Origin of the sequence: Nostoc sp., from assembly GCF_036917355.1 — a bacterium.
GTDB lineage: Bacteria > Cyanobacteriota > Cyanobacteriia > Cyanobacteriales > Nostocaceae > Nostoc.
The window spans coordinates 151,667-167,665 of sequence record NZ_JBALDP010000083.1; the positions used below are offsets into that span (position 1 = coordinate 151,667).

Here is a 15,999-nt window from a genome sequence, read left to right on the forward strand (position 1 = left end):
TCTTGTACTGAGCGTTGCCGATTATGATTGATGACTATATTCAAGCCGCAATGACTAAAAATCAGATTCCTGGACTTTCTGTTGCAGTGGTGCAGGAAGGCGAGCCGCTTTTAGTTAAGGGCTATGGACTAGCGAATATTGAACACTTTGTTCCAGCGACTGAACATACAGTTTATGAGATTGCGTCTGTCGGTAAAACTTTCACCGCTACAGCAATAATGATACTCGTGGAACAAGGGATAATTTCGCTAGAAGATGCGATCGCAGACTATCTCGATCATCTACCCCTAACATGGCAAAATGTCACAATCGGGCATATTCTGTCTCATCAGTCTGGAATTCCTAGCTATACCGATGCCCCAAATTACTGGGAAATTACTCATCTTGATTTATCTAAATCTGAAATTTTGGCTCTAGTTACTCACTTACCCCTCAAGTTCCAACCGGGTGAGTTTAGCGCCTACGACAACACAGGCTACTATCTACTGGGTTTGCTCCTAGAAAAGGTAACTGGACAATCTTATGGAGATTTGTTGCAAGAACGCATTTTTGCTCCTTTGGGAATGAACGCAACCGTGATGAATAATCCCAGTGACATAGTGCCGCACCGGGCTGCTGGTTATCGGTTACTAAACAGCAAACTCGTTAACAAACCTTATTACAGTCCCTCAGTTACCTATTCTGCTGGAGGTCAACTTTCCAGTGTAGAAGATATGGTGAAGTGGGAACAGGCGCTTTGTGGTGTAACTTTACTAAAGCAATCAACTCTTGATTTGATGTGGACTCCTCATTTTCCCAATCAAGGGGATGATTGGGAAAAATTAAGATATGTTGCAGGTTTAGGTTGGTGGGTATTGAATTATGGCGATCGCCGAGTAGTTGGTCATAATGGTTCAATATTAGGATTTGCAAGTAATATTACTCGCTTTATTGATGACAAAATTACTGTAATTTTATTTTGCAATTTAGATACAATTTCTCGACCAGATGCGATCGCTAAAGAAATCGCCGGCTATTATTGCCCATCACTTAAGGAACTAGCGCTTCAGCCTCCATAAAGGTTAAAGGCTAAGAAAAAACCTTTTTCCTAACCTTTGATTTACAAAACCCAAGCTGACAAAGCGATTCACAATCCAAAATCTAAAATTCAAAATGCTATCAGTTGTCAAAAATAATCGATTGGGTAAAGATGAGCCTTACCCAACCAAAGTTGTTATATTCTTAATACAAGAGCATTACAACTTTATTGAGCTTTGACAAATTTTAAAACGTTGGCTTTTGGATCGTCGGTATTAATTGTTAGCTCTTGGTCGTTTACCTTATAGGACTTGGATGATTCAATTGCTCTTATATATTGGTATTCCCGCTCATCGCCGCAATATGCACGTGTACTTATTACAGGCCTAAATGTGATTGCGTCCTCTGTAGATTGGTATCCACTAAAGTATTGGTTACAGACTACTCTGCCATTAATTGCATGTTCACTAGGCTCAAAATTGGCTGTAATTTGAACTTGTGCCGGAACAGGAGAATCGCCTAATGTGGTAAGTTTCCAATTACCTTCTAAACCGACCGCGAAACTAGGGCTTTGAAGCGCCCAACTCAAACCAAATACGACCAGGGCAAAAACAATCGCCTTTTTGATGTATTTAAATATGTTCATGGTTCCATTTCACTCAAAATTCTAGTTTTAGAAAAATTACCTAACCTTTAAGTTAGGCTTTTTGCAGAAATTACAAAAAGTACACTTAGCCTTGAAAGGAGTGGTGATTAGTCACATTTACAAGTTCAAGTAATTGAACTGATATGAATATACTTTTACATTTTTAAGAAAAATGCAAGGACAGTTAAGACAGTTAAGGAATTAATTTAAAAGACAGTTAAGACAGTTTTGGACTTTGGACAAAAAAGAGTTGTTCGCGCTTATTATGCATGAACACAAAATGATTAATCTTATTTAGAACTTACGCACTGTAGAACCATCTTGTGAATTAACGTAAATACGTTGTTTCAGGAGTTTAGATGTCACTTTAGATTGCTGGCTATCGCTAAAATATTATTCAAAATCTCACTAAAGCCCTTGAAAACCATACCTGTCATTTTGGCTTTTCTGTCAATGCGTAAGTCCTAATATTGATGCTCAAAACACGTTTTGGTTAAGAAAAAGCGAAGAAACCTGAAATAAAAGTAAATTCGGAAGTGGAAGATAAAAAAACGCTCATTCGGCTTTGAGCGTAGATAAAGTTTTATTTAGTCACTGGAGTTGGTTTCAAATTTTTGGCTCTGTAGAATGTTTCTAAACTATTGCGATCGCCTACAAAACGCCAGTGCCACGGTTCATAACTTACACCTTGAGCATTATCTTTGGGAAAAGACATTTCAAAGCTAAAACGTGCTGCATTTGCTTGCAGCCACCGATAAGCCTTGGTATTGTCAAAGTTTGTTTGAAGATTAGTTGCTGGTACTGCTCCGTCTCCAACATCCACAGCATAACCTGTGTGATGTTCGCTATGACCAGGAGGAGCGCTGAGAGCGGCTCGTTGTGCTGGCGTTTGATTTCGCTGGGCACCGACAGCAAAAAACAACTGCTCTTGGTCTTTGACTGAGCGAAAGCCAGAAATTGGTAGTAAAATTACACCTGAACTCCGCGCTGCTGCTACCATCTCCTCAAACTTTTGGGCAGCAGCTTTTCGCATTCTAATGCCCCTATTTGCGGAGATGGTTACTAGTTCTGACTCAGGGGCTTCTGGGTATGGAAAATGCCCTAATACAGTATCGCTGGAATTATTAGATGCTGGCAAAGTTGGAGTTATAGGAGGAGAAGTAGCTGGTAAAGGTTGAGAATCTGCGGTTTTTTTAGGTGCAGTGACGAAAAATAAAAAACCGCTAATTAAAGCGAGCAAGACAAATCCCGCAAATCCCCCAATCAGCATAATTCGGGGTTGCAACCAAATTTTAGGTGCTGCAACAGGGGTATCGCGTACAGCCACTGGAATATCATCACCAAGGTCATTCGATGAGTTTTGCGGTTTTCCAGAAAACCCTGCCTTATTCAAAGGTAAACTCCTGTTTTTGTGGAATAGCCATAACAGATTTTGCACTGGACAAAAGTAAACGTAACAGGTAGCATTTTACATCTGTGGTTCTTAGGCGCAATCTTGACAAACCTTTTAGAACTATACGTCAAGCTGGGAGGATTAGTCCTGGTAGGTTTTATTCTGGGACGCAAACTACCTGCGACAGTTCCTACACGTTTGGGACTGTTTCTTTTTTGGGTGGGAGTACCCATAAGCATAGTATCGTTTTTGCGTCAATCTAGTTTATCAGAACAAATTTGGATTGCACCTGCGTAGGCGTAGCCCGTCGTAGACATCGCTTATCTAGCCATTTTACTAGGAGCATAACCAAATTATTTGGTAATGGCTTCTCTGTGTCGCTTCTGTTGCTTGATGATAAGCAACTAACAATTCTTCTGGACTTAAGTCGTTAGCGATCGCAATCTGTTTCGGCATAGTACTTAGATAAATGCACTGCAACGATTTCACGCTTTTACCTTAGCGATCGCTCTGTGCCAGTTGTGTAAGTCCTGTGGGACAAGGGGAGCTAATTTCAAAGCCCCTCTCCCAAGGTTGGGAGAGGGCTTGTGATTCATGCAAGAAGTCTATTAGACAATTGTCGAATGTGTATCTGCCAAGGCGGGAACTTTGACTTCTGTTTCGGCTCCTAAGTCAAATTCATACCACTCGTTACGCCATTGCAGGCGAAACTTCAAGCGCGTCCAGTTGGGTGGTAGGTTGGGACAGGCAACTGGGCCAAATTGAGTCATCCGAATGCCGCCAAACCCAAAAACTACCGCTTGCCAAACTCCTCCAGCACTGGCGGCGTGAATTCCTTCGGCAGCGTTCAGCCTCACATCCTCTAAGTCTACCAAGGTCGATCGCAGAAAGTGTGTATAGGCTTCGGTTGGTTGATTGAGGTCGCAAGCTAAAATCGCATGAATGGCTGGGCCTAGTGAAGAACCATAACTATGGTCGGTGCGCTGGTTGTAATAGTCCCAGTTGGTGGCGAGGGTTTGATAGTCATAACGTTCGCGCAATAAATACAGAAGCATCAAGACATCTGGCTGTTTGAGAATCTGCTTTTGGCTGGTGGCTTCAATTCCCAACAAACCTTGCAGAGATTTGCTGCGCGGTTCGTAATCAGCAAGATTAACGTCTTCTAGCTGGAAAAAGCCTTCAAATTGCTCAATTAAACCAGTTTGAGCATCTTCGTTGACAAATAGACGCTCTTGAATTTCCGCCCAATGGTGCAGACGCTCTGTGGTTAAGTTGAGTTTTTGCACTAGTTGGGCTGAGATTTCAGGATAAGCTTGTTTGAGCCAATCCCACAACGCCAAAGCTGACTGCAAATGCCACTGTACCATGAGATTTGTGAAGGCATTATTATCGACGCGATCGTGATTTTCATCGGGGCCAATTACATCTAGGATGTCGTAGCTGTGGCGCTCTTGGTTCCACTGCACCCGACTTTCCCAGAACACAGCCGTATCAAGAATAATTTCTGCGCCATAATCGCGCATCCAGTCATCATCGTTGGTAGTCTGCCAGTAGTGCAAAATTGCATAAGCAATATCTGCGGTGATATGCACTTCAATGTCACCACACCAGATGCGGATTAATTCACCGTTGGGAGCCGGAACCCAACGCGGAGTTACTTCATCGCCAGTAGTGGCACTTTCCCAAGCATACATCGCTCCTTGATAACCAGCTTCTTGAGCTTTGCGTCTTGCTCCTGGTAGGGTGTGGTAGCGGTAGGTGAGCAAGTTACGCGCTAGAGCTGGTTGAGTTAAGGTGAGGAAAGGAAGGATGAATATTTCTGTATCCCAAAAGATATGTCCGCTATAGGCAAAACCGGAGAGGGTTTTGGGAGGAATGCTCACGCGGTCATCGTGACGCGGTGTCACTGCTAGTAATTGGAAAAGATTGTAACGCACGCTCAACTGAGCCAAGCGATCGCCTTCTATAAGAATGTCACTGTCTTGCCACACTTGCTCCCATGCCGCAATATGAGCCGCTAATAGGGTAGCATATCTGGGTTCATCAGCAAGTCTTTGTAAGGCAGCAGCAATGGGAATTTCTGTCTCTCGTGAGGTAAACAGGGTGACAATCTTTTCTACAGTTACCGTTTTTCCGGGATATAACTCTAGGGTGGTTGTCAAAATGGGAGAACTAGAAGCATTTTCAACGCTCACTGGTGCAGTCTCGTCACCATCTACCACAAACTTAGCTGCCATCCCAAGTTGAATATTTGAGTGGAGAGTTGTACTGTTTAACCAGAGAATCTGATTTATGCCACCTTGGTTTAAGGTTCGCCAATGTTTAACGCCTTGGGTATGTGGTTCGCTATCAAATCCGGCCTCAACGGTAATTTCACCTTCAAAATCTACCGATGTAATTTGAGCGCGAATCGCCAAAACGTGTTGGTCTGCTAAACTGGTGAAACGCTCGAAGTGAAAATCTAGGGTATGACCGCTAGGACTACGCCAGCGCACATCACGGCTAACTAAACCTAAGCGTAGATCGAGCCGACGTTCGTAGTTGAGAATCTCACCACTGTCCATAGTAAAGCGTTCCCCAGCTACTTTTACCACCAATGGCAGCCAGTTGGGACAGTTTACCAATTCGGTATGAGCAATTGTCACATCATCATAAACACCGTGGATGAGTACGGCTGGAAAATCCTGTGGATATCCTTCCTCAAACGTACCCCGCACTCCTAACAACCCATTACCAAGAGTAAAGACGGTTTCTTTGTGATGTAACTGCGTCGGATTAAACTCCGTTTCAATAACGTTCCAGTCAGTATTGTCAATTAATTGCTGATTTTGTTGAGAATCGTGAGTGGATACGTTGAGCATGAGTGATATAAACCTATGTCTTGGGGGTTGCTGTAGACAGAATGCAATAAAATTAGGAGCAATCTTTAAGTGATTAACTCCTTTTCTTGAGCGCCTAGACTAGAAGATTGTCTGAACGCCAAAAAATACGCTTCTGATAAGAGTAACGTTTCAAATTTCATCTGTCTACAGTTAGATTTATTCGAAAATGTCAGTTATAACTCATAAATCTTAACTAGCTACGAATTGATTCGGCTTTTCATCAATTTCTTGAATATTTACAATTAAGGCAAGACGCGATTCATCGCGTCTTTGTCTTTGTGATGGATGTTAGTCATATTTTGGCTGGTAAAATCTACAGTGCAGTTAAGTAACGTTTTGTTCTTTTACCAGAAGTGGTATATTGGCACTTGACCCGACCGAGTACAAACTATGCATAAGCCCACAGGACAGCAAACTAGAGGTGTTGTACTCAGTACTACAGGACAGGAAGGGAAAGTGGGCAAATGAATAAAAATACTGGGCAAGGTAATTTTTTTTCCCTGTTTAAAAGCGTACCTCTAAGTCGCATTTTGGTAGCGTTGTTTTTGCTGCAAATCTTGCTAGCTGTAGGATTGACTGCATACTTATCAATCCACAACGGGCAAAAGGCAGTCAATGAGGTAGCTAGCGAATTACGTCATGAAATTGGCAATCGAGTTGAGCAGAATTTACAGACTTATTTGGCAACGCCGCGTCAAGTACTACGCAGTAATCAAAATGTAATTGACATGGGATTGCTGAAGATAGAGAATCTGGCAACCTGGGAGTCATATTTAATAGAGCAGTTAAAGATTTTTCCAGATGCCTTGGCAATAACTGCAAGCAATGAACAGCAAGAATATCTAGTGGTAGAGAAGCTCAACGATCGCCAATCTTTACTCAGAAAAGCCGGAAAGTCAACTGGGTACGACCTCTACACTTACATAATTGACTCTCAAGGTCAACGTACTCAATTACCAGAGGTGATTAAAAACTATGATGCGCGATCGCTTCCTGATTATCTCACAGCAGTTACCGCCAAAAAATTCAGCTTTAGTCAGATTTTTACACCCCGCACTGAACCAACACTCTTAATTAGTGCTTCTCTTCCCATTTATAACTCCCAAGGCGAACTACTCGGAGTCAACAGCACTCTCACTCACTTATCACAAATTGGGGATTTGCTGCAAAACATCAAAGTTGGCAAGTCTGGGCAAATTTTTATTATCGAGCGATCGGGGCTATTAGTTGCAAGTTCTACAACCGAAGAACCATTCCGCTTCCAAAATGGTAAGCCCATTAGGTTGAAAGCTTCCCAAAGTGGGAATTCTTTGACTAAAGCAACCGCTAAATACTTAAAAACTAAATTTAATAACTTTGAGCAAATTCAAAGTTTACAACAACTAGATTTTTCCTTGAACGGCAAACGACAATTTTTAGAAGTTAGACCATTACAGGGCGAACCAAATGTTAACTGGTTGATGATTGTGGCTCTCCCAGAAGCAGATTTTATGGGACAAATTAATCGCAACATTCAAACTACCATTTTTCTCTGTTTGGGAACGTTGGGACTAGCTATTATATTGGGGATTGTCACCGCTCGGTGGATTACTCAACCAATTTTGTACTTCAGCACGGTGACAAAAGATTTAACTGATTTTACCAACAGCGAAGACTCAGTGGTGAAAGTGCAGGGCATTCAAGAACTAGAGGTGCTGGGTGAATCTTTTAATGAGATGACGCAATATTTACGCAAAACCTTTACTGCACTGATTAGCAAAAATGAGGATTTAGAACTGCAAGTTAAGCAACGAACTCAAGAATTACAGCAAGAGATTCAAGAACGCATTAACAGCGAGCAAAAACTAGAGCAGTATTATCAAGTACTCACAGAATTGGCAAATCACAAAGCGATTTTTGAAGGAAATTTAGAAACAGTATTCAAAGTTATCACAGAAAAAGCAGCCAATGCCTTAGAAGTAGAACGAGTGAGTGTGTGGTTATTCAATAGCGAGCGTACCAAGCTACAATGCATAAGTCTCTATGAACGTAGCAATCAAAAACATTCGGCAGGTTTAGAACGCAACCTTGCAGATTATTTAATCTACTTTAGAGCTTTGGTGACTTCTCGTACCATTGCTGTCTCTGACACTCGCACCGAGCCACGAGTACAAGAATTATGGGATAAATGGCTCGAACCAAATAATATTGTATCCCTAATTGATACCAGTCTTTGGGTTGGGGGCAAAATGGTGGGAACAGTATTATCTGAACAGGTTGATATTCCCCGGAAATGGGAACTGAGCGAGCAAAACTTCATTAGCTCAATCGCGGAAATTGTCACCCTAACTTTAGAAGTAGGCGATCGCAAACGCGCAGAATCCGCCCTACGTGAGGCTAAAGAAATCGCCGAAGTCGCAAATCGTGCTAGAAGAACTTTTTTAGGAAACATCAACCACCAACTGAGGACTCCTTTAAACTCAATTTTGGGAATCACAGAGGCACTCAAAGATCAAGTATACGGCCCTGTAAGTGAAGAACAGCGCCAGTCTTTAAATATGCTCGAATCTAGCGGTAAGAACCTACTAGAATTAATTAACCAAATCCTTGACATTACTGACACCGAATCTAGCAAAATAGAACTGCAACTAGCTGCTACTTCGATTCAGGGAATATGTGATTTCTGCTTGAGTTTTGTCAAAGATTTAGCCTTCCAGAAAAATATCCAGATGAGGGCACAAATACCTGAAGAACTCGAACCTATCCAAGTCGATGAACGCCGCATTCGCCAAGTATTTATCAACTTATTGACTAATGCAATTAAGTTTACTAAAGAAGGAGGCGAAGTCTGGATTGAAGCCCAGCCAAGTTCCACCAATGAATATATTTTTATCAGTGTGGTAGATACTGGTATTGGGATGCTTTCCGATGACCTTTTTAAATTATTTCAACCTTTTGTGCAAGTTGAAACTGCCTCTAATCATCGTTCTTCAGGCACGGGTTTAGGATTAGTAATGGTGCAAAAAATTGTCGAGTTGCATGGTGGAACTGTCCACGCCGAAAGTCAGTTAGGCAAAGGTAGTCGATTTACTGTGAAGCTTCCTTGGAAAAAGGCTACGGTGTACACACAAGTGCAAGTAAAGTCATAAGGGAAGGAGTTGGGGGAAGTAAAAGGCGGCTCGCTCTGGGCAAACTTGTGTGTACACCGTAGCCAATACATACGGGGAGGGTTAGGGTGGGGTAAAACCTTGATTACTCAGCTATTTCAGACTTGTGTGTACACGGTAGGCTTGCGGGGAGGGGAGCTAAAGCAAGGCTATGGCGGGGTGGGGTTCCGGATATTATGCTTAATTACCTGGACATTATCTTACGCAGAAACTAAACGGCGTAAAGATTCAGCACGACGTTTAGCAATAGAGTTATTTGGAGCTAATTTGAGTGCTTCTTCGTAAGCTTGTAACGCCTGAGTCGTTAATTTTTTCTTCTCATAAGCGTGACCGAGATTATTCAATCCTGTCACGTAGTCTGGTTTAGACTTAAGAGCTTCTTTGTACTGACGAATTGCTAAGTCATATTGCTCTTGGGTGAAATAAACATAGCCCAGCCCGTTGTAGATGGGGGCGATATTTTCTTCTTCCTCTTCTTCAGCAGCTTTGAGAGCTTTTTGAAATAGCGCGATCGCTTGAGAGTACATTTTTTTTTCTGAATAAATACTGCCTAACTCATAATATTCTTGAGTCGTACCCTTTTCTTTCTCTAATTTCTTTCGCAATCTTGCAAAAGAGCCTTCAACCTTGCGAGTTTTGAAAATCTGGCGAAAAACACCCACGGCTGCAATTGTGAGTATCACCACCAAAATTGAAAGATAAACAACGGCTAGACTGTTATCCATTACTGCAAATACAAGTATTATAAAGTTTGTTATTTGTCATTTGTCATTTTTCCTTGGTTATTTGTTAATGACCAATGACCAATGACTAATGACCAATTTACGGTAAACCCCAATATTGAGAGCGTTGCTGGAGCCAACCTTTTTCTAAATAACGAGCGATTGCTTGATTCACATTTCGTCTAAACTCATCGTACTGCAATCCTTTGGGCATTACTACACATAAGGGTTCAGTTGATAATTTTGTCGGCAGTAGCCGATATTGAGGATATTGTTGCACCCAACCGCTGAGAACACTAGCATCTGCGGCAAAGGCTACGGCGGCATTATTTTCTATTCCCACTCGCGCTTCTTTATAGGAATCCACTCCTATTAACTCGGCGTTTGGCAGATAGTACCGCACTTGAGCAATGGTACTGGAGTTGTTGAGTACGGCAATCTTTTGTTTTGATAGATCGCTCAACTGCTGCACAGAGTCATCTTTTGTAACTAATACAGTGCCATCCAAATAGTAGGGAACACTGAAACTAACTATGCGGGCGCGTGACTCGGTTGCTGTGACTCTAGCGATCGCAAAATCAACTTTCTTGTCTAAGACTACAGATAAGCGATCGCGATTCGCTACAGGTTGAAATTTTACAGCTTCGGCTTTACCAACCAAGTCAACTGCTAAATGCTTGGCCAAGTCAATTTCTAAGCCTTGCAAATTTCCGTTGGCATCCTTAAATCCCAAGGGACGCAAGTTATCTTTAACGGCAACATTTAAATAGCCCCGCTGCTGAATTTCTGACATTTCGGCAGCAGATGCAGTTAATCCCATCCCCACTAGAGAAAAGCAAAAAATCCAAAAGATAGTGGCGGATAATACCAGATGTAACCGAGTAATTGCTTGCCGTCTGTTACATCTGTTATACATCCCTCACCACCTTTATCCTTTAGCTTGAAGTGCCAATTCAGCAACTTTGCCGAAACTAGCTGGATCGAGGACTGCCAATTGCGCCAACATCTTGCGATTTAGTTGGATATCAGCTTTTTTCAAGTTACCGATCAACTGGCTGTAACTCAAGCCGTGTTGCCTAGAAGCAGCGTTGATGCGGGTAATCCAAAGGCGACGAAAATCGCGCTTTTTCTTTTTGCGATCGCGGTAGGCACTCCGTAGCGCCTTCATCACTTGTTGGTTGGCAGTTCTAAACAGAGTTGAATGGGAACCGCGAAAACCTTTGGCTAGTTTGAGAATTTTATTGCGGCGTTTGCGAGCTACATTACCGCGTTTTACCCGAGTCATAACTTATTTCCTAAAATACTTACAAATATGGGAGCATCAAGCGCACGTTAAGTTCGTCGCGTTCGTGTACAAGCGCACTCTTACGCATACCACGTTTTTTGTCAGAAGATTTGTGTTCTAAAAGGTGGCTTTTGAACGCTTTGCGACGGACAATTTTACCGCTACCGGTGGCACGGAATCGTTTTGCCGCGGCTTTACGAGTCTTTAGTTTAGGCATGGTCTAGCTTTGATTCGACACGATCCATTATTATATACTATTAAAATTGCTATAACTGCAATTAAATAAAGGATTTAGCCAACCGCGATCGCTGTAGATAAACTTAGATTCACTTATGGATGAGGTCAATATAGTTGAATATGACCCACGTTGGGCGACTTTGTTTACAGAAGAAGCCGAGCGGATTTGGCAAGCACTAGGCAATGACTTAGTTGTAGAAATTGAACATATTGGTAGTACCGCAGTACCAGGAATGGCAGCCAAACCAGTTATTGACATCATGGTGGGAGTGCGTTCCTTAGTAGATGCAAAATCTGCTATTTTGGCTTTAGAATCCTTGGGATACGTTTATTGGTATGAAGATCCACGTCCTGGACGGATGTTTTTTGTTAAAGGAATGCCACCATACGGAAAGCAACGTACCCATCATATTCACATAGTCGAGATTGACAGCGAATTTTGGGAGCGCAAGCTATTTTGCGACTATTTGAGAAAGCATCCTAAAGAAGCGAGACGTTACGAAGTTCTAAAACGCGACTTGGCGGCAAGTTTTCGGGGCGATCGCGAAGCTTATACCAATGGTAAAAATGACTATATTCGTGCTTTGATGGTCAAAGCACGGTATGAGGAGATGAGAAAAACCTAAAGCCATTGATTGTTAACTTTTTTGAGTGGCGTTGGCTTTGGGATCTAAAATTATTTGCGAAGTGGATTTATTCACATGGTAAATCCAAGATTGCTCTTTAACCTTGACAATCACTTCCCAGCCTTCCACGGGATCGTACTGCTGGGTGCAGACTTCGCCAAAGTTGAATTGGCAGAGATTTCCAAAGGTTTTTGGTGTAGTTTGAGTAATTTTTAAATCAGTAATTTCCACCCCAGAACGGCTTAAGGCATCGCTCAAAATTGCATCTGCGATCGCCTTCGACAATGTTTGTGAAGTACTCACTTTGGGATCTAAAATTATTTGCTTTCCAGATTTATCTACATGGTAAGTCCACGAATCTTGGCGGACTCTGACAACTACTTCCCAGCCTTCAATGGGGTTGTATTCCCTAGTACAAACTTCTCCAAATCTGAACTCACAGGGATTACTAAAGGTTTTTGATGTGACTTGGGTAATCTCTAATTCCCGTTTACGCAAGCCGGAATGCCTAGAAGCATCTCGTAAAATTTTATTAGCGATCGCTTTCGGCAACTCGTTTGCTTGCGATTGGGATAATTGAGTACCGTCTGGGTAAGGAATAGCCCCAGCACAATTGTTTTCAATGACTCCGAATCCATAAGATAGCAAGCTTGTCAACACCAGCGTCAAGAAAATTCCTCTGGGTGACTGGAAGGTGCTTTTAATTACAGCAGATGCTTGGATGATTGATTTCATATATATATTGATTGTTAAAAATTGAACAGATAATATCCAATACTTCTCGGTTAAGGGGATAAGGGGCAGGGGAAAGGGAAAAGAAAAAAGCTTTAACCCAAACCCAGTAACTTTTTCCCAAAGCCCAATTCTGAATAAACCTAACCGAAAAGTATAGAGATAATATCGCAATTGAATCATAATTTGTTTGACGTTGCACTCTTAATTCGGTTTCCTTATAAAGAGTGGGCTACGGTGTACACACAAGTCTGAAATAGCTGATTAACCAAAGTTTTACCTCACCCTAACTCTCCCCTTATAAAGCTACGGTGTACACACAAGTACCATCTGAAAGGGTTTCAGGCGTTATAGACCCCAAAAATGGTCATTACGAGCGCAGTGATAACGGAGCGAAGTAATCACATAATCCCGTGAGTTAAAGCGATTGCTTGTCTTAGACAGGCACTTGCGAACGTCGTTCCTCCTCTCTGCGAGACGCATTCGCGAACGCTGCGGACAGCCTGACAGAGGGATCTCACCTCCGGCGGGCGGGTACGCCATCGCACAATCCTATTGCTAGAGGACGAAACCAAGTGTCAGGTGCAATTTCACGACTTGTGTGTACACCGTAGCCCCGCTTGCGGGGAGGGGAGACAAAGCGTAGCTTTGGCGGGGTGGGGTTCTTCGGGTTTAATAAGCAATCAAGAGGACATGATATTATACTTTTTTAGTGTGCTTATAAATGGGGAAAGTCCTTTAGGCAATTATGTTTGCACACCAAATTCTTCTGGTTCTATTCCCCAATTAACCCAGCGAATCGATTCACGCGCTGAGTTCATATTAGGTGGAACTCGCAAGGCATGAATAAAGTTTATGCTAGGGCAAGTCATTTTTAATAAATAAATCGGCTCGATATCCACATTGTTATCAATTTTTAATAGTGTATATTCAGCCCAAGTATCTAATTCAATAGCTTGCAATTCTTCGCAAATTCTGGCGTAACCGATACCCTGAATTAGTACTCGCCGTAGTTCGGCGTTTTTCTCTGATAAAAGCCATTCAGCTTGCCATTGTTCAGGGTGGATTTTACCGTATTTTTCAGGCAAGGTTACATCGTGATAGAAGTAAAGGCTAAATCCATCGGCATACTCTATTGCGGGTTCACCTTCAGCGTGGAGTCGATTTTGATTATCGAAGCGCAGGTGAAGGGGGCGATCGCATACTATACAAATATTTTTATAAGGTAAAACCCTACCACAATATTTGAATAAAGATTCAAGTGCTTGCCATATTTCTTGATTGTGAGAAAAGCTGAGGACAGAAAAATAAAAGTCATAACAAATAAAGAAGCAACGAATCCATTCTATAGGTTGAATGAAGTCAGGCACTGAGTCCCACTCATCAGGATCGCCGCCCATATAATCTGGGATCGTGTAAAGACTGAAAATTTCTTTTTGAAACTCGTCGAATTCCATTCCGAGTTTGCTACTCAGTTCGCGGCTGAATTGTGTATGAAAATCATGTTGATTCTCAAAGTCTTGCCGCAAATCACATATTTCGTCAATTAGTGTATAGCCTGACGGTATATCTAATTGATTCACACATTTTATTGCCCCATAAAGACTATCTACAAAAATAATTTCAGGATCTTCTTCGCCTATAGCTGCATAGACTAATTTCACCACTTCCGCCGCTTTTTCACGATCAATTCGCTCAGTTGAAAGTGCGATCGCTCGCCACTTTTCCCGATAAACTGGAATTAAAGCCTCTTGCTCAGGTGTTAGCGTGTAAATCATTTTTACTAATCAATAATTTTTAGCTGTTTGAACAATTTCTAAATAGGGAAGTCTTTTAAGTAATTATGTTTGCACGCCAAATGTCTCTGGATCTACACCCCAATTTACCCAGCGAATTGCCTCACGCGCTGAGTTCATATTCGGTGGAACTCGCAAAACGTGAATAAACTCTGTGCTAGGGCAAGTCATTTTTAATAAATAGATTGCTTCTTCATCAACATCAGCATCAATTTTTAATAGTGTGTATTCATGCCAAGTATCTAATTCAATAGCTTGCAATTCTTCGCAAATTCTGACGTAACCGATACCCTGAATTAACACTCGGCGTAGTTCGGCGTTTTCCTCTGATAAAAGCCATTCAGCTTGCCATTGCTGCGGATGGATTTTACCGTATTTTTCAGGTAAAGTTACGCCGTGGTAGGAGTAAAGGCTATATCCATCAGTAAATTCAATGGCTGGTTCGCCTTCAGCGTGGAGGCGATTTTCATTGTCGAAGCGCAGGTGAAGGGGGCGATCGCATATTATACAAAATTTTTCAAATGGAGAAAGCCAACCACAAAACCTTGATAAAGACTGTAAAGTTTCCCATCTTTTTTTACTGTAATAATAATTTAATACAGTAACGTAAAAATCCACATGACAACAACGATTCGCCAAACTTTGGAAATTTAACCAGAGACGATCTCCTAAATATATATTGAATTTAGGCTGATTTGGGAATTTATCTTTTAATATATATTCTTGTGGAGCGAAACTTGGTTCAAAAATAGTTAATTGTCTAAAAATTTGCGTATTTATTTGATGTGAAATTTCTCTATCTTTATTAGTTAGATTTGCCGTAATATAGCCGCAAACTTTATCATTTGAACTTAGAAATTCTAGATTATTAAAACTTAAATTAGGTAGCTTTTGATAAATAATTTTTAAACCAGCATAAGGACTTTCACAAAAAATAATTTCCGGATCTTGTTTATTGATAGCTGTATATGCAGCTTTGACAACTTCCGCAGCTTTTTCACGATCAATCTGCTCGGTCGAAAGCGCAATTTTCTGCCACTTTTCCCGATAAACTGGAATCAAAGCCTCTTCTTCAGGCGTTAACTTTTCAATCAGCGACATATCGCCAACCTTCAGGCTCGTATTCCCGTTGAATTTTCACCATCCAGTCACCTTGGGGAATAGAAATAGCTTTATGCTCCTCATGGGCAAGCAATGCCGACTCTGAAAACACACGCAAGTAGAGTGTGCTATCTTTCTCGTATAATTCGGCATTTCCCTCAGTAATGCGATGCTTATGCCCCGTAACTTCGCCTTCTGCCAAAGTTAAGTGAGGTATTTTTTGTCCTTCAACCTGCTGCACAGGTAGTAAGATAACATCACCCTGACGAATTGGTTTCATGGTTTTGCTTTCCTGACATGGGTACAAATCCCACTTCGCTTTTGCTCTCAAATTTGATTTAATTTTGGCACAAGCTCAATGAGAGTGGAGAATTGGGAATTGGAAATTGGGCATTGGGCATAGGTCAATTCAATAA

The 15,999-nt window shown here is 41.7% G+C and carries 14 protein-coding genes and 1 pseudogene; 4 read left to right on the top strand and 11 right to left on the bottom strand.

Going from position 1 to position 15,999, the window contains the following annotated elements; all coding sequences use genetic code 11:
- The first annotated feature begins 23 nt into the window (after positions 1-23).
- A complete protein-coding gene (locus V7K53_RS26355; protein ID WP_335200466.1) occupies positions 24-1,058 on the top strand; it encodes a serine hydrolase domain-containing protein in 1,035 nt (344 codons plus the stop codon).
- 185 nt (positions 1,059-1,243) lie between these two features.
- On the opposite strand, the gene V7K53_RS26360 is transcribed toward V7K53_RS26355, so the two are convergent.
- Positions 1,244-1,663 carry an META domain-containing protein gene (locus V7K53_RS26360; RefSeq protein ID WP_335200467.1) on the bottom strand — a complete coding sequence of 140 codons (420 nt, stop codon included), beginning with the start codon at positions 1,661-1,663 and terminating at the stop codon, positions 1,244-1,246.
- Positions 1,664-2,246: 583 nt separating this feature from the next.
- On the bottom strand, positions 2,247-3,056 hold the full coding sequence (locus V7K53_RS26365) for a M15 family metallopeptidase (protein WP_335200468.1): 810 nt from the start codon (positions 3,054-3,056) through the stop codon (positions 2,247-2,249).
- Between the two features lie 102 nt (positions 3,057-3,158).
- Here V7K53_RS26365 and V7K53_RS26370 point away from each other — a divergent pair.
- Positions 3,159-3,350 (top strand): annotated as a pseudogene (locus tag V7K53_RS26370) (AEC family transporter); the annotation flags it as partial.
- A 314-nt stretch (positions 3,351-3,664) separates the two neighbouring features.
- On the opposite strand, the gene V7K53_RS26375 reads toward V7K53_RS26370, so the two are convergent.
- Positions 3,665-5,917, bottom strand: a complete 2,253-nt coding sequence (locus V7K53_RS26375; protein WP_335200469.1) for a glycoside hydrolase family 65 protein — start codon at positions 5,915-5,917, stop codon at positions 3,665-3,667.
- 485 nt (positions 5,918-6,402) lie between these two features.
- On the opposite strand from V7K53_RS26375, the gene V7K53_RS26380 reads away from it, so the two are divergent.
- The gene (locus V7K53_RS26380; RefSeq protein WP_335200470.1) at positions 6,403-9,066 is read left to right on the top strand and encodes a sensor histidine kinase; all 2,664 of its coding nucleotides are present in this window, start codon (positions 6,403-6,405) and stop codon (positions 9,064-9,066) included.
- 218 nt (positions 9,067-9,284) lie between these two features.
- On the opposite strand, the gene V7K53_RS26385 is transcribed toward V7K53_RS26380, so the two are convergent.
- The 4 genes from V7K53_RS26385 to rpmI all read right to left on the bottom strand — a co-directional run bounded on the left by V7K53_RS26385 (position 9,285) and on the right by rpmI (position 11,308).
- Entirely contained in the window at positions 9,285-9,809 is a 525-nt protein-coding gene (locus tag V7K53_RS26385; protein WP_335200471.1) for a tetratricopeptide repeat protein, read from the bottom strand.
- 97 nt (positions 9,810-9,906) lie between these two features.
- Positions 9,907-10,722: a transporter substrate-binding domain-containing protein gene (locus V7K53_RS26390; protein WP_335200472.1), complete on the bottom strand. Its 816-nt coding sequence runs from the start codon at positions 10,720-10,722 to the stop codon at positions 9,907-9,909.
- A gap of 12 nt (positions 10,723-10,734) precedes the next feature.
- Positions 10,735-11,091 (bottom strand): 50S ribosomal protein L20, encoded by a 357-nt coding sequence (rplT, locus tag V7K53_RS26395; RefSeq protein WP_289795542.1) that lies wholly within the window; start codon positions 11,089-11,091, stop codon positions 10,735-10,737.
- 19 nt (positions 11,092-11,110) lie between these two features.
- On the bottom strand, positions 11,111-11,308 hold the full coding sequence (gene rpmI / locus V7K53_RS26400) for a 50S ribosomal protein L35 (protein ID WP_094350284.1): 198 nt from the start codon (positions 11,306-11,308) through the stop codon (positions 11,111-11,113).
- A gap of 115 nt (positions 11,309-11,423) precedes the next feature.
- Here rpmI and V7K53_RS26405 point away from each other — a divergent pair, with 115 nt between their 5' ends.
- Positions 11,424-11,954, top strand: coding sequence for a GrpB family protein (locus V7K53_RS26405; RefSeq protein ID WP_335200473.1), 531 nt, complete (start codon positions 11,424-11,426; stop codon positions 11,952-11,954).
- Positions 11,955-11,966: 12 nt separating this feature from the next.
- Here the strand turns inward: V7K53_RS26405 and V7K53_RS26410 are convergent, their stop codons facing one another.
- The 4 genes from V7K53_RS26410 to V7K53_RS26425 form a co-directional block, all read right to left on the bottom strand.
- Positions 11,967-12,689, bottom strand: coding sequence for a hypothetical protein (locus V7K53_RS26410; protein WP_335200474.1), 723 nt, complete (start codon positions 12,687-12,689; stop codon positions 11,967-11,969).
- 743 nt (positions 12,690-13,432) lie between these two features.
- On the bottom strand, positions 13,433-14,464 hold the full coding sequence (locus V7K53_RS26415) for a DUF6745 domain-containing protein (protein ID WP_335200475.1): 1,032 nt from the start codon (positions 14,462-14,464) through the stop codon (positions 13,433-13,435).
- Positions 14,465-14,527: 63 nt separating this feature from the next.
- Positions 14,528-15,583: a DUF6745 domain-containing protein gene (locus V7K53_RS26420; RefSeq protein WP_335200476.1), complete on the bottom strand. Its 1,056-nt coding sequence runs from the start codon at positions 15,581-15,583 to the stop codon at positions 14,528-14,530.
- Positions 15,570-15,863, bottom strand: coding sequence for a hypothetical protein (locus V7K53_RS26425; RefSeq protein WP_094350307.1), 294 nt, complete (start codon positions 15,861-15,863; stop codon positions 15,570-15,572). The genes V7K53_RS26420 and V7K53_RS26425 overlap by 14 nt, the downstream gene beginning before the upstream one ends.
- Between the last annotated feature and the right edge of the window lie 136 nt (positions 15,864-15,999).

Bases quoted from the DNA above. Each gene is read 5' to 3' on its own strand.
- V7K53_RS26355 (WP_335200466.1), top strand. From the start codon at position 24: ATGATTGATGACTATATTCAAGCCGCAATGACTAAAAATCAGATTCCT.
- V7K53_RS26425 (WP_094350307.1), bottom strand. From the start codon at position 15,863: ATGAAACCAATTCGTCAGGGTGATGTTATCTTACTACCTGTGCAGCAG.
- V7K53_RS26410 (WP_335200474.1), bottom strand. From the start codon at position 12,689: ATGAAATCAATCATCCAAGCATCTGCTGTAATTAAAAGCACCTTCCAG.
- V7K53_RS26385 (WP_335200471.1), bottom strand. From the start codon at position 9,809: ATGGATAACAGTCTAGCCGTTGTTTATCTTTCAATTTTGGTGGTGATA.
- V7K53_RS26415 (WP_335200475.1), bottom strand. From the start codon at position 14,464: ATGATTTACACGCTAACACCTGAGCAAGAGGCTTTAATTCCAGTTTAT.
- V7K53_RS26380 (WP_335200470.1), top strand. From the start codon at position 6,403: ATGAATAAAAATACTGGGCAAGGTAATTTTTTTTCCCTGTTTAAAAGC.
- V7K53_RS26360 (WP_335200467.1), bottom strand. From the start codon at position 1,663: ATGAACATATTTAAATACATCAAAAAGGCGATTGTTTTTGCCCTGGTC.
- rplT (WP_289795542.1), bottom strand. From the start codon at position 11,091: ATGACTCGGGTAAAACGCGGTAATGTAGCTCGCAAACGCCGCAATAAA.
- rpmI (WP_094350284.1), bottom strand. From the start codon at position 11,308: ATGCCTAAACTAAAGACTCGTAAAGCCGCGGCAAAACGATTCCGTGCC.
- V7K53_RS26420 (WP_335200476.1), bottom strand. From the start codon at position 15,583: ATGTCGCTGATTGAAAAGTTAACGCCTGAAGAAGAGGCTTTGATTCCA.
- V7K53_RS26390 (WP_335200472.1), bottom strand. From the start codon at position 10,722: ATGTATAACAGATGTAACAGACGGCAAGCAATTACTCGGTTACATCTG.
- V7K53_RS26375 (WP_335200469.1), bottom strand. From the start codon at position 5,917: ATGCTCAACGTATCCACTCACGATTCTCAACAAAATCAGCAATTAATT.
- V7K53_RS26405 (WP_335200473.1), top strand. From the start codon at position 11,424: ATGGATGAGGTCAATATAGTTGAATATGACCCACGTTGGGCGACTTTG.